Origin of the sequence: Holdemania massiliensis (assembly GCF_022440805.1) — a bacterium.
Taxonomy (GTDB): domain Bacteria; phylum Bacillota_I; class Bacilli_A; order Erysipelotrichales; family Erysipelotrichaceae; genus Holdemania; species Holdemania massiliensis_A.
Genome location: NZ_JAKNTK010000001.1, coordinates 2,652,266 through 2,674,547 on the forward strand (window position 1 = coordinate 2,652,266; position 22,282 = coordinate 2,674,547).

23 protein-coding genes and 2 tRNA genes are annotated in these 22,282 nt (G+C 49.0%); 12 read left to right on the top strand and 13 right to left on the bottom strand.

Annotated elements, in window-relative coordinates; translation table 11 throughout:
• The first annotated feature begins 94 nt into the window (after positions 1 to 94).
• From MCG46_RS12185 to MCG46_RS12240, 12 genes are all read left to right on the top strand, one after another.
• The gene (locus MCG46_RS12185; RefSeq protein WP_240280247.1) at positions 95 to 1,534 is read left to right on the top strand and encodes a hypothetical protein; all 1,440 of its coding nucleotides are present in this window, start codon (positions 95 to 97) and stop codon (positions 1,532 to 1,534) included.
• An 82-nt stretch (positions 1,535 to 1,616) separates the two neighbouring features.
• Complete coding sequence (locus tag MCG46_RS12190) at positions 1,617 to 1,985, top strand: VOC family protein (protein WP_240280248.1); 369 nt, start codon at positions 1,617 to 1,619, stop codon at positions 1,983 to 1,985.
• Between the two features lie 242 nt (positions 1,986 to 2,227).
• Positions 2,228 to 3,661: a tagaturonate reductase gene (locus MCG46_RS12195; RefSeq protein ID WP_240280249.1), complete on the top strand. Its 1,434-nt coding sequence runs from the start codon at positions 2,228 to 2,230 to the stop codon at positions 3,659 to 3,661.
• Complete coding sequence (locus MCG46_RS12200; RefSeq protein ID WP_240280250.1) at positions 3,658 to 5,133, top strand: UxaA family hydrolase; 1,476 nt, start codon at positions 3,658 to 3,660, stop codon at positions 5,131 to 5,133. The genes MCG46_RS12195 and MCG46_RS12200 overlap by 4 nt, the downstream gene beginning before the upstream one ends.
• Positions 5,134 to 5,748 carry a hypothetical protein gene (locus MCG46_RS12205; RefSeq protein ID WP_240280251.1) on the top strand — a complete coding sequence of 205 codons (615 nt, stop codon included), beginning with the start codon at positions 5,134 to 5,136 and terminating at the stop codon, positions 5,746 to 5,748. It abuts the gene before it with no gap.
• 121 nt (positions 5,749 to 5,869) lie between these two features.
• On the top strand, positions 5,870 to 6,049 hold the full coding sequence (locus MCG46_RS12210) for a hypothetical protein (protein ID WP_240280252.1): 180 nt from the start codon (positions 5,870 to 5,872) through the stop codon (positions 6,047 to 6,049).
• A gap of 138 nt (positions 6,050 to 6,187) precedes the next feature.
• Entirely contained in the window at positions 6,188 to 7,531 is a 1,344-nt protein-coding gene (locus tag MCG46_RS12215; protein ID WP_240280253.1) for a hemolysin family protein, read from the top strand.
• A gap of 317 nt (positions 7,532 to 7,848) precedes the next feature.
• Positions 7,849 to 8,601, top strand: coding sequence for a helix-turn-helix domain-containing protein (locus tag MCG46_RS12220; RefSeq protein WP_240280254.1), 753 nt, complete (start codon positions 7,849 to 7,851; stop codon positions 8,599 to 8,601).
• Positions 8,602 to 8,889: 288 nt separating this feature from the next.
• Positions 8,890 to 9,576: a TM2 domain-containing protein gene (locus MCG46_RS12225; RefSeq protein ID WP_020224040.1), complete on the top strand. Its 687-nt coding sequence runs from the start codon at positions 8,890 to 8,892 to the stop codon at positions 9,574 to 9,576.
• A gap of 177 nt (positions 9,577 to 9,753) precedes the next feature.
• Positions 9,754 to 9,843, top strand: a tRNA-Ser gene (locus MCG46_RS12230).
• Positions 9,844 to 9,967: 124 nt separating this feature from the next.
• Positions 9,968 to 10,504, top strand: a complete 537-nt coding sequence (locus MCG46_RS12235) for a phosphatase PAP2 family protein (RefSeq protein WP_020224042.1) — start codon at positions 9,968 to 9,970, stop codon at positions 10,502 to 10,504.
• A 56-nt stretch (positions 10,505 to 10,560) separates the two neighbouring features.
• Positions 10,561 to 10,647: transfer RNA gene (locus MCG46_RS12240), tRNA-Leu, on the top strand.
• A gap of 161 nt (positions 10,648 to 10,808) precedes the next feature.
• Here the strand turns inward: MCG46_RS12240 and MCG46_RS12245 are convergent.
• The 13 genes from MCG46_RS12245 to phnG all read right to left on the bottom strand — a co-directional run bounded on the left by MCG46_RS12245 (position 10,809) and on the right by phnG (position 22,068).
• A complete protein-coding gene (locus tag MCG46_RS12245; RefSeq protein ID WP_240280255.1) occupies positions 10,809 to 11,663 on the bottom strand; it encodes a PhnE/PtxC family ABC transporter permease in 855 nt (284 codons plus the stop codon).
• The gene (locus tag MCG46_RS12250; protein ID WP_240280256.1) at positions 11,660 to 12,436 is read right to left on the bottom strand and encodes a PhnE/PtxC family ABC transporter permease; all 777 of its coding nucleotides are present in this window, start codon (positions 12,434 to 12,436) and stop codon (positions 11,660 to 11,662) included. Before MCG46_RS12250 ends, MCG46_RS12245 begins: the two co-directional genes overlap by 4 nt.
• Complete coding sequence (phnC, locus tag MCG46_RS12255; protein ID WP_240280257.1) at positions 12,433 to 13,212, bottom strand: phosphonate ABC transporter ATP-binding protein; 780 nt, start codon at positions 13,210 to 13,212, stop codon at positions 12,433 to 12,435. The genes MCG46_RS12250 and phnC overlap by 4 nt, the downstream gene beginning before the upstream one ends.
• A 20-nt stretch (positions 13,213 to 13,232) precedes the next feature.
• Positions 13,233 to 14,225, bottom strand: a complete 993-nt coding sequence (locus MCG46_RS12260) for a PhnD/SsuA/transferrin family substrate-binding protein (RefSeq protein WP_240280258.1) — start codon at positions 14,223 to 14,225, stop codon at positions 13,233 to 13,235.
• Positions 14,226 to 14,722: 497 nt separating this feature from the next.
• Positions 14,723 to 15,526 carry an inositol monophosphatase family protein gene (locus MCG46_RS12265; RefSeq protein ID WP_240280259.1) on the bottom strand — a complete coding sequence of 268 codons (804 nt, stop codon included), beginning with the start codon at positions 15,524 to 15,526 and terminating at the stop codon, positions 14,723 to 14,725.
• A complete protein-coding gene (locus tag MCG46_RS12270; protein WP_240280260.1) occupies positions 15,505 to 16,314 on the bottom strand; it encodes a PHP domain-containing protein in 810 nt (269 codons plus the stop codon). The genes MCG46_RS12265 and MCG46_RS12270 overlap by 22 nt, the downstream gene beginning before the upstream one ends.
• Entirely contained in the window at positions 16,311 to 17,021 is a 711-nt protein-coding gene (gene phnL, locus MCG46_RS12275) for a phosphonate C-P lyase system protein PhnL (RefSeq protein WP_240280261.1), read from the bottom strand. Before phnL ends, MCG46_RS12270 begins: the two co-directional genes overlap by 4 nt.
• A 57-nt stretch (positions 17,022 to 17,078) precedes the next feature.
• Complete coding sequence (gene phnM, locus MCG46_RS12280) at positions 17,079 to 18,248, bottom strand: phosphonate metabolism protein PhnM (RefSeq protein WP_240280262.1); 1,170 nt, start codon at positions 18,246 to 18,248, stop codon at positions 17,079 to 17,081.
• Between the two features lie 12 nt (positions 18,249 to 18,260).
• Positions 18,261 to 19,106: an ATP-binding cassette domain-containing protein gene (locus MCG46_RS12285; protein WP_240280263.1), complete on the bottom strand. Its 846-nt coding sequence runs from the start codon at positions 19,104 to 19,106 to the stop codon at positions 18,261 to 18,263.
• Positions 19,106 to 19,948 carry an alpha-D-ribose 1-methylphosphonate 5-phosphate C-P-lyase PhnJ gene (locus MCG46_RS12290; RefSeq protein WP_240280264.1) on the bottom strand — a complete coding sequence of 281 codons (843 nt, stop codon included), beginning with the start codon at positions 19,946 to 19,948 and terminating at the stop codon, positions 19,106 to 19,108. Before MCG46_RS12290 ends, MCG46_RS12285 begins: the two co-directional genes overlap by 1 nt.
• Complete coding sequence (locus MCG46_RS12295; protein WP_240280265.1) at positions 19,945 to 21,045, bottom strand: carbon-phosphorus lyase complex subunit PhnI; 1,101 nt, start codon at positions 21,043 to 21,045, stop codon at positions 19,945 to 19,947. The genes MCG46_RS12290 and MCG46_RS12295 overlap by 4 nt, the downstream gene beginning before the upstream one ends.
• The gene (phnH, locus tag MCG46_RS12300) at positions 21,033 to 21,632 is read right to left on the bottom strand and encodes a phosphonate C-P lyase system protein PhnH (protein WP_240280266.1); all 600 of its coding nucleotides are present in this window, start codon (positions 21,630 to 21,632) and stop codon (positions 21,033 to 21,035) included. Before phnH ends, MCG46_RS12295 begins: the two co-directional genes overlap by 13 nt.
• 10 nt (positions 21,633 to 21,642) lie before the next feature.
• A complete protein-coding gene (gene phnG / locus MCG46_RS12305) occupies positions 21,643 to 22,068 on the bottom strand; it encodes a phosphonate C-P lyase system protein PhnG (protein ID WP_240280267.1) in 426 nt (141 codons plus the stop codon).
• Positions 22,069 to 22,282 lie beyond the last annotated feature (214 nt).

Here is a 22,282-nt window from a genome sequence, read left to right on the forward strand (position 1 = left end):
AGGAATCTCAGTCAAAGGACTGAGGTTCTTTTTTACACTGTGGGTTTACATTTGTAGACTTTAGTGCTAAACTTTCTTTATTGAGGTGATCTCTATGCATTCCCGCTTATTTCGATTTCTGCTTTTCCCCTTCTGCCTGCTGATGCTTCTTTCCGGCTGTCAAAAAAACTTAGATACCTATGACTACGATTGGGAAAACGAGCTGGTCATTGTCGGCAATCCCATTCCCAGCTTAATCGCAGCGATTGAAGCGCATGATCAAGGAATGGATGACATTTTAGTCGTAGTTCCGTTCCTTAAGGATCAATTCTATCCCTTTCACAACGAATGGCTGCCTCAATCGCCTGAAGTTCTGCCGCCGGAATATGATCGCTATGCCGCCTGGGAAGCAACCGATCAGCGAAACGATCCGACCCTGCATCACTACGAGCTGGAAGAAATCATGGACTTTTATACGGATTATTACGCCTCGCGTTATCATTACAAGTACAGTTATATCTCAGACAGTTTATTTTCAACCACAGTCGAACATTCAGGAGCTGATGTCGACTGGCTGAGAGATCGCTGCGGTGTTCCTTTTGCTTCACCCGTGGAAAATTTGCTTCCTGACTATAAACTGATGATGATGCCAAAGGATGAAAACGAGAATGGACGTCCAGTTCTGCTCTCTTCACTGCTTCAAACCGTAAGTGAGCTTGGAATTCAAATCATGAACAACGCGTCGCTGACCAACATTATCCTCGATCAAGACAACACCAAAGTCGAAGGTGTGGAAGTCACGCAATTCTTTACTGAAAACAAAAACGACCGCAGTTTAAGCTATTCTCCGAAAATTAAAACACAGGCTTTAATTGTTGCCCCCGATCATTTTTCTAAAGAAGATTTTGATTTTCACCTTAGCGGCAACACTTCAAGGCTAAAGTTAGATAACTGGGAAGGTGCGGCGTCCTTGCAGGAAGATTATGATTACTTCACCTTGCCCAATATTATCCTGATTAATTCTGATGGCCGGCGTTTTTTGAATGAGAAAGATCCCGAATTAAAATTTCATGATCTGATTTACTTCATTTCCCAACAAGAACCGATCTATGCCCTCAGTGATCTTCGTCATGTTGAAGCCGCAGAGATTTCTCTAAATACGTATTACGCCTGTTTAGATGATCTTGATTCCGTAGCCTTAATCATCAACCAGGATTATCCTCAAGTCGTTAAAAAGACCATCCTTGAATATAACGAATACGCTAAACTGGGCAAAGATTTAGAATATGACCGTGCGGCAGAAACGATGAGCGAGCTGGTTCCTCCCTATACTGTTATTCAATACCGGACGATGGATTGGAATATCTTTACAACGTTAACCTCTGCCTATTGGCCTATTGACGATCATGGGCAGGTGATTTACCGCTACAGTCCTTCAAACAAAATTGATGGGCTCTATGCCATATATGGTCAGTATACCGCGATTCCAGGCTGGGAGCTGACATCAGAGCTAGTCTGGGCCAGGATTGCCGCCCAAAGTGCCGCCAATCAGTGATTAGCTTAAAATTCAGATAACTTGCGATCTTCTAAGAAACCGTTTACAATAAAGACAAACAGAGAAAATGGAGGTTCTTCTTATGACAAATGAAGTTCGTTTAGCCGATTTGATTATCGACTGCCCCGATGCCCAAAAGCTAAGTCAGTTCTATCATGAACTCTTAGGATGGAAAACCGCAGAATTGTTTGGCAATCCTGCCATCGTCAGTGAAAACGGCGTGATGCTGGTGTTTGTGCAGGAGGCGGATTATGTACCGCCGGTCTGGCCGGAAGTTGAAGGTAAACCGCAGAAGCAGGTACATTTCGATTTCCTCGTTCAGGATTTAAATGAGGTGATCAATCAAGCAGAAAGTCTGGGCGCAAAGAAGGCGGATACCCAGTTTGGCGGCAGCCAGTTTGTCACAATGATTGATCCGGCCGGACACCCGTTCTGCCTGGTTCAGGCTTAATTTCCTTTTCTATGCTGGGGATATCTCTTTGAGTGGAGATATCCTTTTTTATGTGATCTGTGGAACCGTCGTTTTGTGGTAAGGTAAAAGCGCAAGAAACAGAAGAATCAAGTCAGCGCAAGGCCACGCCGCATAAAAAAACAGCGAAAACTTAAAAAATTACCGGAATAAACTGCCTGCTTGACAAGCGTGGACATTCGTTAAACATGATAAAATGATAAAAAAGAATGGAGTAATCAAAGATGAAATCTCTTAATCGTCAAAATTATCCGCGGCCGCAGCGGCCAATTCGCATTCTGCAGTTCGGCGAGGGAAATTTCCTTCGCGCCTTTGTCGATGATTTCATATCTCAGTTAAATGAAAAAACCGACTTTAACGGCAGCGTCTGTGTCGTGCAGCCGCGGCCGCACGGACGAGTTCAGGATTTAATGCAGCAGGATGGCTTATATACGCTGCTGCTGGAAGGAAAAAAGCAAGGGCAGCCAATCCGTGACGTGCGGATGATCGATGTGATCGAACAGGGCATTGATCCCTACACTGACTACGCCGCTTTATTGCAGCGGGCCGCTGATCCGCAGTGCCGGATCCTTATTTCCAATACGACAGAAGCCGGAATCGCCTATGTTGACGAACCGGTAACGCTGAAAACCTGTCCGCAGAGCTTTCCGGGCAAGATTCTGGCCGTACTGAAGCAGCGTTATCAAACCTTCCACGGGCAACGGGATCAGGGCTTTGAGATTCTCTGCTGCGAACTGATTGAAAACAACGGCGATACCTTAAAAGACATTGTTTGCCGCAAAGCCCGTGAACAGGGCGAGCCGCAGGCGTTTCTGGATTGGATTGAAGCAGCCAATCATTTCTACAATACGCTGGTTGACCGCATCGTGCCCGGGTATCCCAAAGAGCTGGCCGTCGCCTTGGAAGCAGAGCTGGGCTATCGCGACGCCTATCTGGTGAAAGGCGAAATTTATCACAGCTGGGTCATTCAGGGTGATCCTTCGTTAACCTCCGTTCTGCCGCTGGACAAGCTGAACGAGAACATTATTTTTACCCATGATCTCACGCCGTACCGCGACCGCAAGGTAGCGATCCTCAACGGATCACATACGTGCATGGTGCCGTTAGGCTTGCTGGCCGGGATGGAAACGGTGAAGGAAACAGTCGAAGATCCGCAGATCCGCGCCTTCCTTGAAGCTTTCTTAAAAGAAGAAGTCTGGCCGTCGCTGAATTTCAGTGAGACGGAGCTGGCAGCCTTTACTGCCGATGTCTTTGAGCGCTTTGAAAATCCGGATATCCGGCATGAACTCATGAGTATTTCCCTGAATTCCATTGCCAAGTTCAAGACGCGGGATCTGCCGGCGATGCAGCATTATGTTAAAACACACAAGACCCTGCCGCCGCACGGCTGTTTCGCCTTAGCCGCGCTGATCGTTTTAATGAGCCGGTGCCAAGCTGACGGTACGCCGCTGGTCAGCGAAAGCAATGAGGTGCTGGCCTGTTGGCAGGCTTGGGATGAGCATCATCCGGAAGACACAGTGCAGGCGCTGCTGAATCTGCCGTTATGGAAAACCGAATTTTCCGTCCTGGAAAATATCGATGAACGCTTATCCGCGATCATCCGATCCATCACCACGCTCGGTCTGCGCGAAGCGATGACCAAGGAGGTTCATGTATGAAAAAAACACTGCACATTCAGCCTAACGATAATGTGATCGTCGCCCTGGAGCCGCTCTATGCCGGGGAAACCGCTGCCGGCATCACACTGCTTGAAGATATCCCATCCGGCCATAAGTTTGCCTGTCAATCCATCGCTGCCGGTCAGCCCGTCATCAAATATGGTCAGCCGATCGGACACGCGGCGGTTTCCATTCAACCTGGACAATGGGTTCACAGTCACAATTTGAAAACCTCCCTGTCCGGAACGCTGGATTACCAATACAATCCGGTTTCCAATCCGATCGAGGCCCGGCCCGGCAGCCGTCCGGTCATGGCCTATCGCCGTGAGAACGGAACGATTGGCATCCGCAATGAATTATGGGTCATCGTGACAGTTGGCTGCATCGGCGATACTGCCCGCAATATCGTCAACACCTTCCGGCAGCGTCATCCGCTGGACGACATCGACGGCATCTTCACCTTTAATCATCCGTTCGGCTGTTCCCAGATGGGACAGGATCATCAGAATACCGTGAAGATCCTGCAGGATATCGTCACCCATCCCAATGCCGGCGGTGTGCTTGTGCTGGGGCTGGGCTGTGAGAACAATCAGCTGAAGCCCTTCTATGACAGCCTGGAACAGATCAATCCGCAGCGCGTGCGCTGTCTGAATTGCCAAGACGTGGAAAATGAGGTTCACAGCGCGGTTGAGCTGCTCGAACAGATTTACCAGACCATGCGTCATGACCGGCGCGAAGTCTGCGATCTCAGCGAATTCTCCTTCGGCTTAAAATGCGGCGGATCGGATGGCTATTCCGGCATTACCGCGAATCCTCTGCTGGGGCGCTTCTCGGATAACCTTGTGCGCTATGGCGCCAACATTGTGCTCAGTGAAGTCCCGGAGATGTTCGGGGCTGAACAGCTGTTGATGAACCGGGCTGCGGACAGGACAACGTTTGATAAGCTGGTGGCGATGATCAACCGCTTTAAGGACTACTTCCTGTCCAATCATCAGGTCGTTTATGAAAATCCATCGCCGGGCAACAAAGCCGGCGGCATTACCACATTGGAGGAAAAGAGCCTAGGCTGCATCCAGAAAGCCGGCACGTCGCAGATCAATGATGTGCTCGATTACGGCGAGAGGATTCAGAAAACAGGCGTCAGCCTCGTGTATGGGCCAGGCAATGACCTCGTATCCACAACCGCGCTGGGCGCCAGCGGTTGTCAGGTTGTCTTGTTTACAACCGGTCGGGGAACCCCATTCGGCGGCTTTATTCCAACCTACAAAATCTCGACCAATTCTGAACTGGCGGCCCGAAAACCGCATTGGATTGACTTCAATGCCGGCATTCTGACCGAGGGCGTCACGCTGGATGAAACGGCAGAGCAGTTAGTAGAAGATCTGATCGCCGTGCTTGAAGGGAAGAAAACCCGCAACGAAATCAGCGATCTGCGCAGCATCGCGATCTTCAAGCAGGGGGTTATCTGTTAGATGGACGTCATTCTGTATGGATTAATTACCGTTGTGCTGTCGCTGACCTTATTTCAGGCCTTTCGGCTGCGCAAACATTATCGGGGTACATTGTATCCAGTACTGTTCGCCAATTATCTGGAATACTTCTGGCGCTATCAGTTCCGTCAGAATTTGTCCATCAGCAGCTGGCTGAAACAGGAGCTGGGGTTTCATCGGTTATTGTATAATTCTGTAGTAGATCAAAACGGCCATGTGGAACAGACTTATGTCACCCTGCTTTGTACGCGTGGGGTGTTCGTGATCCGTGATGTGCGCAGCGAGGGGCAGATCAGCGGCAAGCAAAACGACAAGCACTGGATTGTCCGCCGTCAGGCTCAGGATGAAACCAAAAACTATCGGATTGCCAATCCTGCCGCCGGCCTGCACCAATACAGCCGTTATCAAAGTCAGGCGTTGGGCGGGGTAACCTGCAAGGAAATCTTAGCCTTTCCCGACTCGGCCGATCTCACACAGGCTAAAAGTGACGTTTGCCTGCTGCATTATAATGAGGTTGTCCGCTGGATCAAGCAGCAGCCGGAAAGCTTCAGCGAGCCGCAGATCCTGACAGCATTTGAAAAGGTGTCAACGAAATAACATGCAGCAATCCTTTCAACGGCTTGCTTATTTGTCAGGGCTGTTTCTCATCGCTGTGAATAGGGCGCTGAGCCCACCGCTGCAGGTGTTGTCCGTTTCAGTATAAAGGAGGAAAATGAAGATGGCATTTCTGTTATTGGGGCTGGGTCTGGCACTCGTCATCGCCTCTAAAATTGTATATAACAAGCGCTGTATCGCCGGTCAGGGGATTCCCTACAATCAAAAGGAAAAGCTTCTGCTTTATGGCGGTTATGGGCTGTTGGGCATTGCCTTTGTGCTGGCCGTATTCAATTTAGCTTAGGTTCACGTTTCACTAGGGGCGTCTCTGTGGTTTCATGCGGACGTCCTTTTTCTTATTCAATTAGACAAACTCGCTCAGCTGTATTTGCGGTTTTGGCTTAACTCTGCTATACTTGCAATCAAGTTTAGGAGGATGATTATGGCATCAGATCCCGGCGGCAACGCCATCGCTATGCAGCTGTTGCTGCTGGTACTTCTTACGTTAGTCAACGCTTTCTTTGCAGGCGCTGAAATGGCTATCGTTTCCGTGAATAAAAACAAAATTAAAATGCTGGCTGAGAAAGGTAACAAGAAAGCCCGGCTGATTGAAGGTCTGTTTGATGACTCGACGAAATTTCTGTCAACCATTCAGGTCGCGATCACCTTTGCCGGCTTCTTCTCCAGTGCCTCCGCCGCAACCGGTATCTCTCAGGTGCTGGGGGCGTGGATGGCGCAATACGGCATTCCGTACAGCTCTACAATCGCGGTTGTTTTCGTCACGATTATTCTTTCATACTGTACGCTGGTTTTCGGTGAATTGGTTCCCAAGCGCATCGCGCTGCAGAAAGCCGAACAATTCAGTTTGATGTGCGTGCAGCCGATCTTGATTATTTCCCGCGTCCTTTCTCCGTTTATAAAGCTGCTTTCCTTATCGACCAACGGCTTTTTACGCCTGCTCGGCATGCAGACTGAAAATCTCGAAGAAGAAGTCAGTGAAGAGGAAATTCGCTCGCTGGTCCACAGCGGCCGCGCCAGCGGCGTCTTTGATGAGTCGCAGACGGAGATGATCGATTCGGTCTTTACCTTTGATGATAAAACCGCCCGCGATGTTATGGTGCCGCGGCAGGAAGTCGTCATGCTGGATATGGATGAGCCGATCCGGCCGCAGTTAAAAGAGCTGCTGAGTACCCGTCTGAGCCGGTTTCCGGTCTATCGTGAAAACAGTGATAACATTATCGGCATTTTGAATATAAAAGACTTGATGATTGCCATTTCGGAAGGAAAAACCGAACAGCTGGAACTGGAGTCGCTGCTGCAGAAGCCTTATTTTGTCCCTGACAGCAAGCCGACGGCTGAACTGTTTCGAGAAATGCAGAAAACCCAGTACCGCATGGCGATTCTGATTGATGAATTCGGCGGATTCAGCGGGATTACCACAACAGAGGATCTCGTGGAAGAAATTGTTGGTGATCTGTATGATGAATATGATCAGGAAGAACCGGAGCTGATTCAGTTAAGCGCCAATGAATATCAGATTGACGGACTGATGAATCTCGATGAGCTGAATGAAGAACTCGGTTTAAATCTGGAAACTGAATATTACGATACGATTTCGGGTTATTTAATCGAACAGCTGGGCCAGATTCCGCAGCCGAACGAACATCCGGAAATTCAGATCGGTTCCCTGCGCTTTACCGTTTTGTCCATGGCCGGCAAGCGCATCGCCAAGATCCGTCTGATGTTGGATTCCAGCTCTGATTCAGAGAGGACAGAATCCAATTAATTTTAAAAAGTTCGTCTGAACACAACAGCGAACTTTTTTATTTCAGCTCTGGCTCACTCGCTAAGGGATAGTTCAAAAAAGCGCATACTTAATCAATTAAACGATTCCGATTGCCTTTTTAAAACCGCCTTCCTTTATCCATGCGCCCAGTGAAAAATACTCGTTCAGCCGATCCTGCATCACCATAAACCAATGGAAATGAAGGTCAAATTAACACGCCTGCAACGCAAAGTTGACAATGTGCATTTCAAGAGTGATAGATAAGAGCATCGCTATTTGATAAAATTTGATTATTAAATAGCTGGGAGGAAATGAAAATGACATTTGGAGAGAAACTATTTAAGTTAAGAAAAGAAAAAGGATTTTCACAAGAAGCCTTAGCGGAGAAGCTCAATACGACCAGACAGGCAATTAGTAAGTGGGAAAATAATCAAGGCTATCCAGAAACAGAAAAATTACTTATGCTTAGTAATATATTTGAATTGTCTGTAGACGATTTACTTAAAGAAAACACTGGGCCCCTCTCTTCCAATGAAAATGGATATTATGTGAGTAAAGAATGTGCAGAGGGTTTCTTGAGTTTTCACAAAAAAACAACGAAGCGTACGGCTGCGGGTGTTGCAATCATGGTGTTCGGCGGCGTTCCCTATTATCTTTTTATTGATCATCGCTTGGTATCTGTAACGCTTGCCAGTATGTTTCTTGTTACTGGACTTGCATTTCTATTGAATATGTCGTTGATGGAAAATCCGTATAAGAAACTAAAAAGTGAACGTCTGCTTTTTGACCCGGCTTACTTTTCGAGTTTAGCAAAGACGTATGAAACCTATAAAAGAAAATATATCGCCCTTATTCTTTTAGCTATATGTCTGATACTCCTAGCTGTTATCCTGGAATTTGCGAATATCGCTAACTTCCCTTTGGTTGAAATTCAATGTATCTTAGTTGCAAGTTCGGTTTACTTATTTATATATGGAATTGGAATTATCGATGCTTATGATGTATTGTTGCGAAACGAAGAACGTATGGAATCCCTTTATTGGAAATTCATTAAAAAGCTAAAGAAATAAGTGATTTCCCTATGCTACGCACAGTGGCAGGGAGTTCGCGTTCAATATCCCTTATGGACATCCGTATTAACGAACTGCTTTAAGCTGCGGACAGCGCACGGTCATTTTGTCAGAAGGAAAGGTTCCCGGAATAAAACAAACGGTCATACCAGCCTTTCTTTTTTCACTTGTTAGGAATTCTGTTTTCTTTTCTTACGAAATTCTTCATAAGTTTTTCCGATTGTTTTTCAATAAATCTGATATACTGTATCTACAAAAGCAATTAAGATGCACAGGAGGACGGCCCTTATGAACGATCGTGAAGATTTTGATCCGATTCTTATGTTTTTTATCACCTTCTTTTTCGGAGGTTTTGGTGTCCATCATTTTCTGCGCCGGCACTATGGCTTAGGCGTGCTTTATTTCTTTACGTTTGGTTTGATGGGGATCGGCTGGTTCATTGATACGATTCGCGCCTTTATCGCGATGTTTAAAACGTCGGATGAACCGCGCCGTGACGGGCGGCGCTGCCGCCAGTGCGGGCGCCGGATCGAACCGAGCCGCAATTCCACGTTATGCGCGCATTGTGAAGAAAAAATGGAACAGGAATATCTGCAGATTTCCAAACATTTCACACGTGTGATCGATGAAGTTGAAAAAGGCCAGCCGCATTTAGAGGGTTATCTGCGCCGCTTTGATATTTTGAATAAAGATGTCGAACAGATGTGGGATCTGGCTCAGGACATTGATGTTGAACCGCCGTTTCATCAGCGTGATCTGCGGCAGGCCATGGATCGTAAATTCGTAGAAGCGGTGAGTATGCGGATTTCGATGGCGCTGGAGAAATCTCAGATCACGATGGATGCTGCAAAGTTAAGGCAGGAATTAATGGGATTGACTGAAGAATTGATCGACTGCAAATACCATTTTCCTAAATATGCTGAACTGATTACCCCGATGATCGAAAAGACCAAAGAAACGTTGAATAAGATTTAGACTCGGCAAAGAAGGCGGCAATTTGCCGTCTTTTTTTCTGCGTATTTAATGAAGAAATCCCGGCTGGAAAGTCATGGGCTTCATTGTTTTTATTTCTTTGCCATGGCTCAGAAAATTCAGAAATTTTCTAAAACCTTTGACAAGCACTGAGGTATCCGCTATAATATAAAAGCACTTGGAGAATTGGCCGAGTGGTTTAAGGCACCATCTTGGAAAGGTGGCGAAGTGGCAACGCTTCCGTGAGTTCGAATCTCATGTTCTCCGCCATGTGTAAATAAAGGCTTAATCAAGCCTTTTTTCTTTGTTTTCACCGGTATTTTTTAATAATTCTTCAGAATTATCAGTCAGCTTTTGTGTTATGCTAAGAACAGTTTTCAAAGGAGGCGCCCTCATGGATTTAACCATTATGCATTGGATTACTCAGGCTTTTCAATCGCCAGTGATGACCGCTGTCATGCGATTTATTACCGGTTGGGGAAATCTGGGCGCCCTGTGGATTGGCTTTGCATGTTATTTCTATTTTATTAAAAAGGATCGGCGGACAGCGGTATTTTTGCTTTTAGCCGTTGTGCTGACCTGGACGCTGAATGATTTACTGATCAAACAGCTTGTCGACCGGCCGCGGCCGTTTATGACGCATACGGAGCTGCCGGCGTTGATCACACAGCCGACGTCCAGTTCCTTTCCTTCCGGTCATACAGCAACCTCTTTTGCAGCGATGATGATCTTATTTGCCTGCGGCGGTCATTATCGCTGGCTGGGCTTAGGCAGTGCCGTGCTGATCGCTTTTTCCCGCATCTATCTGCATGTTCACTATCCATCGGACGTTCTGGCAGGCTGCCTTGTCGGAATTTGCGTCGGAGCCTTATGCGTACGGCTGATGAAGCAGTACCGTTTAACCCCGGCGCGTGACACCTCTGAAAAGTGATAATTTCTACTTGATTTCAGCTTGGGGATCGGATATAATAAATAAGCACATGAATTCCCCAGGTGGCGAAATTGGTAGACGCAAACGACTCAAAATCGTTCGGTAGTGATACCATGCCGGTTCGAGTCCGGCCCCGGGGACCATTGATAACTCAATCAGACGTTTGTCTGATTTTTTTTTGTTGATTCATGATCCAGTTTAACTCAAAGATGCAAATTTCAATGAGACCTTACTCAAATCGTTTCTCTTTTATCTTGCCGAGGTGAGTTTTTTTCACTGCAAATAAAAAAGTCCCGCAGGACTTCTAGCGGGCGGAACGTTGTTTCAGCCGGGTCAGAATCAATTCAAAGACCAGCGCGGTCAGAAAGACACAGAACAATGAAAATCCCAAACCGCTGTAATTGCCGACCCGAGAATAACCGTTGATGACCGATCCAATTGTGCCTGCGACTCCAACTGCCGGACCGATGACCACAGCGACCGCAAAGTTAATTTCACTGCGCATGGCAATCCACGAGATTATGCGGGTTGCAGCACTGGGAATCACCGCACTGCTGATCACCTGAAAGGACGTACAGCCGGTCGAGCGCAGCGCTTCAATCGTCCCCGGATCGACTTCCTCAAAGGATTCACCATAGCTTTTAACAAAGAATGCCCAGCTGTGAAAAACCATGCCGACAATCGCCGTGGTGGATGTCAGGCCATAACCAGAAATAAACAATAACACCCAGATAATCGTCGGAACCGCCCGGACAAAGCTGGCCAGTGCTTTAATAAGATTGGAAAGCCACGGCCAGGATAGATTGCGTGCGGCCATCAAACCAAACGGCAGGCCAATCAAGGCTCCCAGCACGGTAGTGATAAAACCAAGGATTACCGTATTGATTAACAATGCTAGGATGGACAGCTGATCTGCAAACGCAATCTTATCAAAGCGGAAAAACTCAGTGGCAATCTTTGCCGCGACTGCCGGTGAAAATTGATCCCATTTATAATTAGCAGCAAAGCCAAGAAAGAAAATCAAGGAAAACAGAAATGTGACTCCTACGGCCAGCACCAGCCAGGAAGAAACGTCTTTTTGACTCAGCTGGTAGCGGCCGCTCCGCGTTTTCTTCAGCGGCACTGCAGGCGCCTGAATGTTGGAAGCTAACGTACTCATTGCAGAATCCTCCTCCGTATTTGAGCTGAAATCTGATCAAAAATCAAGACTGCCGCGACAACCAGGACAATCGCAACCAGCAGCGACTGAAATTGGCGGAAATGCCGGTAATTGCCGATCAGATATCCAATTCCTCCCCCTGCCAGCATGCCGATAATCGTTGAGGACCGAATGTTGTTTTCTGCGGCGTACAAGCTCCAGGAAATCAGGGCCGGCAGCGTTTCCGGAACCACGGCATTGAAAATAATCTGCCAGTAGGAAGCCCCGGTGGCTTCCAAGGCTTCGATACAATCCATACTCGCTTCATCCATCGCATCCGCATACACCCGGGCCAGAAAACCAAATGAAATAATGCTCATGACCAGATAGGCAAGAAATTCGCCATACCAGAAACACATCAGCAGGACAATCGCCCATACCCCTTCCGGGATATTGCGGGTGAGTGACGCCAGCATCCTGACGATCAGGGTTAGGGTCTTATTCTTTGACGTTCGTGCTGAAATCGCCAAAGCCGCAAAGAAAGCCAGAATCATCCCCGTTGCGGCCGCGGCCAAGGCAATCAGAACCGTAACACCCATTTCCTGAATCATCCGCCCTAATTCACTGAAATCCGGCGGCAGATAGAGCTGGATAAAACGCGTAATCGCGGCTGGAAAGTGAGTGATCATCAAGATCCAGTCAAACTGAATGCGCTGAGATCCCGCCACCGTCAGCAAGAACCCGACGATGAGAAAAGCCGCAGTACGGATGCGTTTTTCCCGAAAGTAACTCATGCCTGACCTCCATGGCTGAGTAAATCTTCTAATCCTTTACCATAAATCTTTTCAATGACCACATCATCCAAGTCCTGAGGTCTGCCAAAGAACACCACTTCCCCCTGATGCATACCGATAATCCGGTCTGAGTAATGCAGCGCAACATCCACCTGATGCAGATTGACCAGACACGGAATGTTCATCGAGGTTGCAATATCCCTGAGATATTCCATGATCACTTTTGAGGACTGCGGATCCAGTGATGCGATCGGTTCATCGCACAGGATCATCTTCGGATGCTGAAGCAGAGCGCGGGCAATCCCGACCCGCTGTTTCTGCCCGCCGGAAAGCTTAGAGCACTTCTCATACAGGCGATCCTGCAGACCCAGCATCTGCAGCAGCCGCTGAGCCTCCTCAACATCCTCGCGGCGGTACAGCCCGAGCGTGCTTTGCAAGGTGGAATAGCTGCCCAGCCGGCCATGCATGACATTTTCCAACACGGACAGGCGATAGACCAGATTGTAATTCTGAAAGATCATGCCGATATTCTTCCGAACCTCTTTCAGCTGCTTTTTGTCAGCTGCCGTTACATCCTGATCCAAAAACAGAATCTGTCCTTCGCTGGCTTCGATCATGCGGTTAATGCAGCGAAGCAAAGTCGATTTTCCCGCTCCGCTGGGTCCAATGATCGAAATCAGTTCACCTTGACGGACATCGAAGCTGACGTCATGCAGGGCCTGAACGCGATTATCATACACTTTGGATACATGCTTCAGCGATAAAATTTCAGTCATGCGGCGCTCTCCTTTCGCGATTAACCCTCATCCTTATACATTTCAAACAGGAAGTCATAGAAATCTGCCGGCTGCTGGACAAAGCGGTTCAGCGCTGGATTGTCGGTTTCATAGAAGAAGCCGTTTTCCGCATCAAAGAAGTTCTCAACCGCATTTTCCGGTGTCAGATTCACGAAGTGATCAATCAAGGCTTTCTGCTGATCAGCGTTAATATAATCTGAGTTCACCCACAATGGGCCATTGGGAACATCGACCGTATCAATGATATACAGCTGATCCTGGTACTCATCCCCATACTGACAGCAGAACGCACCGGCATAAACCTTATCCGTAACGATCAGCTGAACACTGCCCGGATGATTGCCGCCGAACTGGACTTCCGAGAACAGTCCGCCTTCCTTCTCTGTTTTTTCAAAAATCTGGGCTTTCTCCGTCACTTTTTTCAAGCCGTCAGGTCCGAATACCATATACAGTGAGGTTGTCGGAACTAAGCGGCCAGATGTGGAAGTGGCACTGACAAAGGAGAAACTTTTGCCCACGAGCTGCTCAAACATTTCATCACGGCTCTTGCCTTCAAAATCTGCTTTATTTTTAATATCGGTTGCGATGTAGGCTTTGTAGACCGCATGATCCAGATCGCCTTTGCCATCTCCATCGGCATCTTCGCCATAGGTAAACAGCGGAATTATTGCATCATCTGCCATATGCGCGGCGGCAAAGGTTGCACCTGACTCCCAGGCAATCTGAGCCGTACCGGTCAGAATCGCTTCCGATACTGCGGAATAATCATCGCAGACGATGCCTTCAACTTTAACGTTTTCTCCTAACGCATTCTGAATTTCAGTGACCAGCATTTCGTTGGTTTTCGACAGACCTGTCGATTGTTCGTTTGGCAAAAAAGCAACTGTGATTTTTTCCGGTGCCGATCCGCCGTTCCCTGTCGATGGAGCTGCCGAACAGCCGGCTGTCCCCAGCAGACAAGCTGCCAAGACTATCGTTGTGAGTTTTTTCATTCTTGTCCTCCTCGTGTCTTCTTCGCTTCTTCAATGAAGACAGGCCTATTTTATCAAGGGATCAAGGAGTCAGGATTGAGTCACCGTTTCTTCTCGGTTAAGCTTTTTAAGCAAATGTTAATGGATATTAACAGAGCCGAGATAATGAAACCTTGCCCGTTGATCCCCATCGCAAGCTTAAATAAACGGGCATTCAAACGGATTAGCGGAATTCTCAGCCGAACTAAAATTGAAAAAGGCTAAAAATCTCTGATTCTGCTTGACTCTTGCCATTCATTTCAATAAGAACAGGCAGAAGAAGCCATCACAGCCTGTCATCTTCCGTTCTTATCGTAAACTGATTGCTGCCTTTTGATTCACCTTATCAAACGGATGCGACGTCAGAGTTCGTTTTACGTTTCCGTTGCTTCTCGTTATCTCCATTCTTATCGGCATGATCCCCACAAAGAAAGCCGCTTTCGCGGCTGATTCTCTATTCTTGATCTGCTGATCCACCGTTAAATCCGGTTGACTGTCAAAAATTTATTTACAATCTGGGTATATAAGTCCCGGCTGCCGGCCGCTAAAAAAGGAACTGAGGTGCTGTACAGCGCCTGCCGGTCATGAAACGGCAAACCCCAGGCCCCGCCGGTTTCATTGATCAGAATTGCCGCTGCAGCATAATCCCACGTCTTCAAATGGGCGGAAAGATAGACGTCCAGTTCCCCGGCCGCAAGCCGGCACAGGCACAGGGAAGCACAGCCGCTGCTGCGGTGTCCGCGGATATGCGACGCCAGTTTTTCCAGCTGAATCCCATACCTGCTTTTTAACAGCGCTACGCTTTTCAGGCTGACGTCGGCCACACATCTGGACAGCGGCTTATCCTGCGGCAGCTTTGCCAATCGTTCCCCGTTTTTCCACGCTCCGCCGCCGGTAATGCCCAGATACAGATCATCCGCTTCAACATCGTAAACCAAACCAAAAACCGGACGTTCTTCTTCATAATAAGCAATGGAAATCGTATAATCCCGTTTCCAGGTAACAAAATTAGTCGTTCCGTCAATCGGATCAATAATCCACGTCTGCGTTTTCGGCTTATAGCTTACCCATTTTTCTTCCGTCAGAAAGCTTTGACCTTTAAAACGCTTGCGGATCGCAGAAACCAGCAGTTTTTCCGTCTGCTTGTCCGCGTCGCTGACCAGATCGCCGACATCATGATTTTTTAAATGGATCTTCAATTCACTCCGTGAACGGCTGCGCAGCTGAGCGCCGGCTTCGCGAATCAAAGCCTGAGCAAAGATTAGTTTTTCTTCCGTCGACATAATCGGTCCCCTTTCCAGCTGATGGTTCCGATCGGCGGCTCTTTGCCGTAACGGCCATGATTATCGCTGCCGGCGGTTTCAATAAACCCTAAGGCCATGGCTATTTCATGCAGCCGCATCACCTGACTGAAAGAATGGGAACTATGCCCCGTTTCGATTCCATCCAAGCCTAAATCCTTCCATTTCCAGATCTGTTCGATGCAGCCGGAAAGACCGGGATGTGCCAAAACAGCGAGTCCCTGATCGGCGTGGATGGCTTCAATCGCCTCCCGTACTGATGGAAAGAGGATCGCCCGTTCGCAAATTCCGCAGTTTTTAAAAGTCTTTCTGTAGAAATCACCGTGAAGACTTTCGGCAATGCCTTTTTCCGTCAGGACGTCCATAATATGCTGCTTATAAATCCACATGCTGTGACCCAGCCGTTCGATCACTTCCTCAACCGTGATCGGATATCCTGCCCGCTGCAGCTGTTCAATCTGCCATATTGAACGTTCCTGCTGCTGAAGCAGCGTCTTTTGGCAAAGTCGGCGCAGGTGAACAGCCTCCGGATCAAAATCATAGCCCAAAACATGGATGGGACGTCCCTGGTCGTCCTGCGCGCTGACTTCAATGCCCAACACGATTTCCAGATCCGGACTCAGCTTTGCCGCCTGCAGCGCCCCCTCTACGCAGTCATGATCGGTCAGGGCGATCGCTTCCAGATTTCGCTGACGTGCCTGATTCAGGATTTGTTTTATAGTTTGGTCTGAATCTGAGTAATCCGAATGAATGTGGTAATCCCAACTCATGCATCCATCGCTCCCGACTGCATGTTATAGCGGCGGTCGCAGAGATTCTCCATGAACTCCAGGTCATGAAAAATCCCCAGCATCGTCGTCCCTTCCTGCTTCAGCTGTTCAATCAGATCGCGCACCTTGCGTTTGGAATGTTGATCCAAAGAAGCGGTCGGTTCATCCAGAAGCAATAATCGCGGATGCTTGACCATCGCCGAAGCGATATTTAAGCGCAGCTTTTCACCGCCTGAAAAGGTGTTGGGATAGGTATCCCATAAGCTTTCATCGAGTTCAAAATGACGTAGGATCGCTTCGGCTTCACGCCGCGCTTCCTCGGCTTTACCGCCCATTTCCAGCACCGCATTTTCAACGATCTGACGCGCTGTTGTGCGCGGCATCAGCTGTAAGAATTGTGAAACGTAGCCAATTTCATAACGCCGCAGATAAAGGATTTGCCGTTCTGTTGCCTGACACAGATCGATCCAGCCGTATTTCTCGCTGGCATACCAGATTTCGCCGGTCTGCGGCAGATTTGTGCGGTAGATGCCTTTGAGAATCGTTGATTTCCCGCTGCCGCTCTTCCCGGTAATGCCGATAAACTCGCCTTTGTTCAACGTCAGACTGACATGTTGGCAGGCATGGATCGTCTTGCCGCTGTTGTAAATCGTAAATTGCTTTGACAGATCGCGGATCTGCAGACAAATCTGTTCATTGTGTTCCATACGTATCTCCTCGCCTTATGGCTGAATCTGTTCTCCTGTCCGTTGAGGCCTAGCCGATTAAATTCGATAGTGGGTTTCACTGACGACAACGCCGTCGACCAGCACATGCGTGATCGCCGGGAAATGGTTCGGCAGCTCCTGAACAATCAACAGATCCGCTTTTTTCCCAGCTTCAATGGAACCCACCCGATCCTCAATGCCGACCGCTTTGGCCGGATTCAGCGTGGCCATCCGCACCATTTCCGGAAGTGTCTGGCCCTGATGTTCCATCATGAAGATCGCATGCAGAATGCTGGCCGGATAGTAATCCGAACACAGAATGTCCGCAATTCCGGCTTCAATAGCCTCACTGGCCGTGAGATTGCCGGCATGCGAGCCGCCCAACAGAATATTCGGAGCACCGACTACCGTCGCCATGTTGCGGCGATGGGCCTCGGCACAGACCTCCATTGTAATTGGAAATTCTGAAATCGTCGCGTGGAAATCCTGAACCACATCCAGCTTTTCAATCGTATCGTCATCATGGGAAGCAATCGCTATCCCCTTTTCAAAGGCTTTGGCAGCGGCGGCCTGAATCTTGTCGAGCGTCAGTGTTTCATGGTGCATGCGGCGGCGGAGTTCTTCCTCCACCTGCGCTTCACTCAGACCTTCGTCCGCAATGTAGGACAATTTATAAATTTCCAGGTTGCGGTACTGGCCCTGACCTGGTGTGTGATCCATAAAGGAAAGCAGATGCACATAACCTTTATCAATAAAATCCAGTACGTCTTCATAAGCGTCGATATTATCCAGCTCAAACCGCAGATGAAAACGATGGTGAATTAGATGCAGCTGATTGTGGCTGCGGTCGATCAGCTCCATCAGCCGGCGGACATTTTCCGGCCGGCGCATCGCCTTTTTGCCGGTGTTTTTTAATAACGAAATGGAATGAAACATCGTCGTGATGCCATGCGCCATCAGTTCTTTTTCATATTCGTATAAAGCCAGCTCAAAGTCGATCACACTCGTCACACGCGGGGCGATCATCTGTTCGACGTAATCGGAATGAATATCGACAAAGCCGGGAATCAGCCAGCCGCCGTAGCCGTTAATCTGTTCGTCAATTTCCCCTTCGACAGGAGAACCTTCCGGCTGAATTCTGAGGATCTGATCTTCGTGGATCACAACCTGGCAGCCGTCGAGAATTTCTTCGGGCGTCACAACGCGGACGTTCGTAATCAGTTTCATTCAACTTTCCTCCTAAAGCAGTGAATATACTAACTGCTGAGTGTAGGGATGCTGCGGATCTTCCATGATCTGATCGGTCAGCCCCTGCTCGATAATCCGGCCTTCGAGCATGACAATCGTGCGGTCTGCCAGCATCCGAATGACAGCCAGATCATGCGAAACGACAATCATCGAAACACCGCTTTCCCGCTGGATTTGTTTAATCAGATCGAGAACATTCGCCTGAACGGACAGATCCAGACCCGTTGTCACTTCATCCAGAAGCAGCACCGGCGGGTTGTTGGACAAAGCTTTGGCAATCTGGACACGCTGCTGCATACCGCCGGAGAACGTCTTCGGTTCATCCTTGCGGCGATGGGCGGGAATGTTAACGCGATCCAGCAGCGTCACGCCGCGGTTTTCCATCAGAGCCACATTGCGGCAGCCGGCGGCGATCAGTTTCTCGGCAATGTTGCCGATCGAGGAGAAATTCATTTTGAGACCGAGATACGGATTCTGATAAACCATGCCCAGCACGGTGTTGCGGATAAACCGCTGCTGCTGGGAAGATTCAGTAAACAGATTGGCGCGGCCGTCCTTATACGTTCGGATCGTTGCCGAACCGCTGCTGACCTCCTGGTCAAAATACAAACAACGCATCATCGTGGATTTCCCGCTGCCTGATTCCCCGACCACACCGAGAATTTCCCCGTCGTACAGATCAAAGTTCAGATCGCGGCAGGCATAGACCGTACCGCAGTGCGGACAGTAATTGCCGACTAACTCGTCGGTTCTGCCATCCTGACAATGGACGCAGCCCGTGCCGAACTGCTTGTAAAGATGACGCACGCTCATGAGCGGTGTTTCCATGACTTCCATTAGTTTTCCTCCCTGCGGTTGCGGCGGTTCAGACAGTAGCTTGTATCATTGCATTGATAGCGAACGGTGCCGTCTGCATCCAGAATTTCATCCAGATAGACATGTTCTGCCCCGCACAAGCTGCACTTCTTCCCCTCAAAGCTTTCCGCTTCAAAAGGGACGTCCTCAAAGTCGAGCGAAACAACTGAGGTGTACGGCGGTACGGCATAGATCTTTTTCTCCCGGCCGGCTCCCAAAAGAATGAGAGCTTCGCCGTGATCCATTTTCGGATTGTCAAACTTGGGAATCGGCGAAGGTGCCATGACATATCGGCCGGCTGTGCGAACCGGGTGATCGGCGCCGGTGGCCATCCGTCCGTATTTCATGATCTGTTCAAAAAGCATCAGCCAGGCTCCGCTGTATTCCGCTTCCGCATGCAGCTTTTTTGTCAGTCTTTCACTCGGCTCCACAGGCCGCAGCGGCTCCGGTGTCGGAACCTGAAGAACCAGGATCTGTCCGGCACTTAACGGCACTTCCGGAATTCGATGGCGTGACTGGATCAGCGTGGCCTGCTCGGTATCCTGGGTAATCTGAACCCCGGTCGTGGAGGTGATCAGATTTTTAATGGAAATCGCATTCACGCTTTCATCGCTGCCCTGATCAATGACTTTCAGATGATCTTCCGGCAGGATGCAGGACAGCGTCAGCTGCAGTCCGCCGGTGCCCCAGCCGCGGGCAATCGGCATTTCCCGGGAAGCAAAAGGAACCTGATATCCCGGAATTGCGACGGCCTTCAAGGTAGCCCGGCGAATCTCACGCTTGCTGCCTTCGTCAAAAAAGGCAAAGTTGATATGCTCGTTCATGCTTTTTCCTCCCTGACTTTCCGGGCGCTGTTCAGTTTGGCCTGGAATGTAACGTAATGCGGCAGCTTTAAATGAGAAATGAAACCGGTCGCCTCGATGCTGTCGACATGGTAAAGGACGAATTCCTCATCCGAAGTCGCAAAGCTGCTCTCCGGATGCATTAAGCATTGATCCAGAATGCTCATTGCGATCGCCTTGGTTTCGTTCTGACCGGCCGCGATGCCGTAGCCGATTTCAAAACTGATCTGCTTCCTGCCGTCCTCGCTCCGACGGGTAACCGGAATTAAACTTTCCACTTCCGTCACTTTGATCTCGCCGATCACATACTCGTTTTCTTCATCGTCCCCATTGGCCGGATCCGCTATCGTAATCGGCAGCCGGCCGACACGCAGCTCGCACACCGTCGGATGCGCTACACCGTATCCGCGTAGCGAAGCATAGCCCAGCGCTGTCACGGCCTGGGTCATGCCGCGGGTCAGAATCTGCAGCCGCATTGAGCGCGGGCAGGGAAAAGTCAGTGTTTCCTTGGTCGCATCCTTGGGTTCGCTGTCATCCGGCTCGATCGGGTCAATGAATCCCTGTGAGCGCAGATAATCCGTCACTTTCGGCATCTGCATCGATTCCGGTGCGGTGATCGTGTCCGTGTCCGCTTCTTTGAACTGCTGAAGAATTTTTTGAATTTGTTCATCGGATTCCTCTAACAGATCAAAATCCAGAAGCCGATGGGTATAATCATAAGAAGTTCCCAAAATCTGACCGCCGGGAATATCTTTAAATGCCGCCGAGATCCGGCGTTCAATCTGCATATCTGCACTCTCAACCGTCGTTGAATAATAACGGCGCGGCAGCGTGGAACGATATGCCCGCAGAAGAAATACGGCTTCCTCCATTGAGCCTTCCGCCTGCTTGATCGCCAAAGCGGCCAACGACGGACAATAAATTGAGCCTTCACTCATCACCTGATCCACTAACAGGCGCATTGAGTTCTCAATTGTTTTGACAGAGGCGGCCTTACCGGAGCGCAGCCGTTCCTGCTTTAAACGGAGAATACTTTGTTCAATGGCGATTTTTCCGCCCTTTACGGCTACATAGGCCATGTTTCTGCCTCCTTGCTTATTTGAGTCGTCCGCGGCAGACAGAGAATTTGCCCTTGGGGATCAACAAATATGAGATCCATCCCTAATGGAAATTCAGCATTCTTTTCTGCCCGGGCTTCAATCCAGCCAGCTCGGGTTTCAATCTGACAGCGGGTAACATCCCGGATTCCCGGCCCTTTCAGCACCAGCTCCCCGCCGCTTTTCAAAGCGCTGCATTCCACGATCAGCGTCGCACCCAGCTGCGGATCTTCCAACGTTCCGCCGCTGACCTGCTCCATCACCGACGGCAGGGCTGCGGCTACCGATTTCGTAACCAGCACATACGCCGCCGTTTCCATCGGACGGATCGGACAGTAAGTCAGCTGACTGATTTTTCTTTCGAGGGCTTCATCCGCACTGAAAGCGCAGAAGGTCGTATCCGCATCCAGCAAAAGCTGAATCAGACATTGGGCTGCAGGCAAACATCCCAGATCCAGACGGATCATCGCTGCCTCTTCCCGCAGCGACTGGATTGTTCCCGGCCGCGCCATTGCATCCAGTACCTTGCGGTAAACGCGGTGAAGACTGTAAACCTGATCTTTATTCATTGACTTCTCCTCATTCCTTGTCCATGGTTTCAAAGCTGACGCGGGTTTTTAAGATCTGCTTGTTCTCCTGAATTCTTTGTTTTTGCTGCAGCTGTCCCTGCTCGCGGATCATTGCGGTGAGCTGTTCGCAGCATTTCAAAGAAGCATTGTAGGCGGCGTCAATCACAGCCAGACAAAGACTTTTTTCCAGCTGATTTTCCTGCAGAATTCCGATTCCCAGAACTCCTTCCACCTCTGCCTTGCACTCGCTGACCACCATTTCCGTCAAATAGAACAGACTGCTTTGAGCACTCTCCCGCATTTTGACCATAACCAGGGACAGCTGCGGATCCTCAACGATCCGAATCGGATGTTCGCTTTCAATTTTCTGTTTCAGCAGAGCCAGAAAATCCAGCGGACAATGAATCAGAATTTGTGTGCGTTCTTTTCGTTTCATTCTCCAAGTCCTTTCCTCAGATAACATCGCCATTGTATCCCATTTCGCAAACACCTTTGTAAACCGCCCGTTAAGAGTTGTTTAAGTTTAAATCAACGCTTCCCGCTGACAAACGGGAGTGTGAAAAATGAAAGCGCTTGGCTTGGAATTGTGTAGATTGATGAAAGTAGATAACAGCCAGCCTTTGCGGACTCTTTGCCATTTTGTTTCTTTT

Coding starts and splice junctions, on each gene's coding strand:
- MCG46_RS12185 (WP_240280247.1), top strand. CDS start 95: ATGCATTCCCGCTTATTTCGATTTCTGCTTTTCCCCTTCTGCCTGCTG.
- MCG46_RS12190 (WP_240280248.1), top strand. CDS start 1,617: ATGACAAATGAAGTTCGTTTAGCCGATTTGATTATCGACTGCCCCGAT.
- MCG46_RS12195 (WP_240280249.1), top strand. CDS start 2,228: ATGAAATCTCTTAATCGTCAAAATTATCCGCGGCCGCAGCGGCCAATT.
- MCG46_RS12200 (WP_240280250.1), top strand. CDS start 3,658: ATGAAAAAAACACTGCACATTCAGCCTAACGATAATGTGATCGTCGCC.
- MCG46_RS12205 (WP_240280251.1), top strand. CDS start 5,134: ATGGACGTCATTCTGTATGGATTAATTACCGTTGTGCTGTCGCTGACC.
- MCG46_RS12210 (WP_240280252.1), top strand. CDS start 5,870: ATGGCATTTCTGTTATTGGGGCTGGGTCTGGCACTCGTCATCGCCTCT.
- MCG46_RS12215 (WP_240280253.1), top strand. CDS start 6,188: ATGGCATCAGATCCCGGCGGCAACGCCATCGCTATGCAGCTGTTGCTG.
- MCG46_RS12220 (WP_240280254.1), top strand. CDS start 7,849: ATGACATTTGGAGAGAAACTATTTAAGTTAAGAAAAGAAAAAGGATTT.
- MCG46_RS12225 (WP_020224040.1), top strand. CDS start 8,890: ATGAACGATCGTGAAGATTTTGATCCGATTCTTATGTTTTTTATCACC.
- MCG46_RS12235 (WP_020224042.1), top strand. CDS start 9,968: ATGGATTTAACCATTATGCATTGGATTACTCAGGCTTTTCAATCGCCA.
- MCG46_RS12245 (WP_240280255.1), bottom strand. CDS start 11,663: ATGAGTACGTTAGCTTCCAACATTCAGGCGCCTGCAGTGCCGCTGAAG.
- MCG46_RS12250 (WP_240280256.1), bottom strand. CDS start 12,436: ATGAGTTACTTTCGGGAAAAACGCATCCGTACTGCGGCTTTTCTCATC.
- phnC (WP_240280257.1), bottom strand. CDS start 13,212: ATGACTGAAATTTTATCGCTGAAGCATGTATCCAAAGTGTATGATAAT.
- MCG46_RS12260 (WP_240280258.1), bottom strand. CDS start 14,225: ATGAAAAAACTCACAACGATAGTCTTGGCAGCTTGTCTGCTGGGGACA.
- MCG46_RS12265 (WP_240280259.1), bottom strand. CDS start 15,526: ATGTCGACGGAAGAAAAACTAATCTTTGCTCAGGCTTTGATTCGCGAA.
- MCG46_RS12270 (WP_240280260.1), bottom strand. CDS start 16,314: ATGAGTTGGGATTACCACATTCATTCGGATTACTCAGATTCAGACCAA.
- phnL (WP_240280261.1), bottom strand. CDS start 17,021: ATGGAACACAATGAACAGATTTGTCTGCAGATCCGCGATCTGTCAAAG.
- phnM (WP_240280262.1), bottom strand. CDS start 18,248: ATGAAACTGATTACGAACGTCCGCGTTGTGACGCCCGAAGAAATTCTC.
- MCG46_RS12285 (WP_240280263.1), bottom strand. CDS start 19,106: ATGGAAGTCATGGAAACACCGCTCATGAGCGTGCGTCATCTTTACAAG.
- MCG46_RS12290 (WP_240280264.1), bottom strand. CDS start 19,948: ATGAACGAGCATATCAACTTTGCCTTTTTTGACGAAGGCAGCAAGCGT.
- MCG46_RS12295 (WP_240280265.1), bottom strand. CDS start 21,045: ATGGCCTATGTAGCCGTAAAGGGCGGAAAAATCGCCATTGAACAAAGT.
- phnH (WP_240280266.1), bottom strand. CDS start 21,632: ATGAATAAAGATCAGGTTTACAGTCTTCACCGCGTTTACCGCAAGGTA.
- phnG (WP_240280267.1), bottom strand. CDS start 22,068: ATGAAACGAAAAGAACGCACACAAATTCTGATTCATTGTCCGCTGGAT.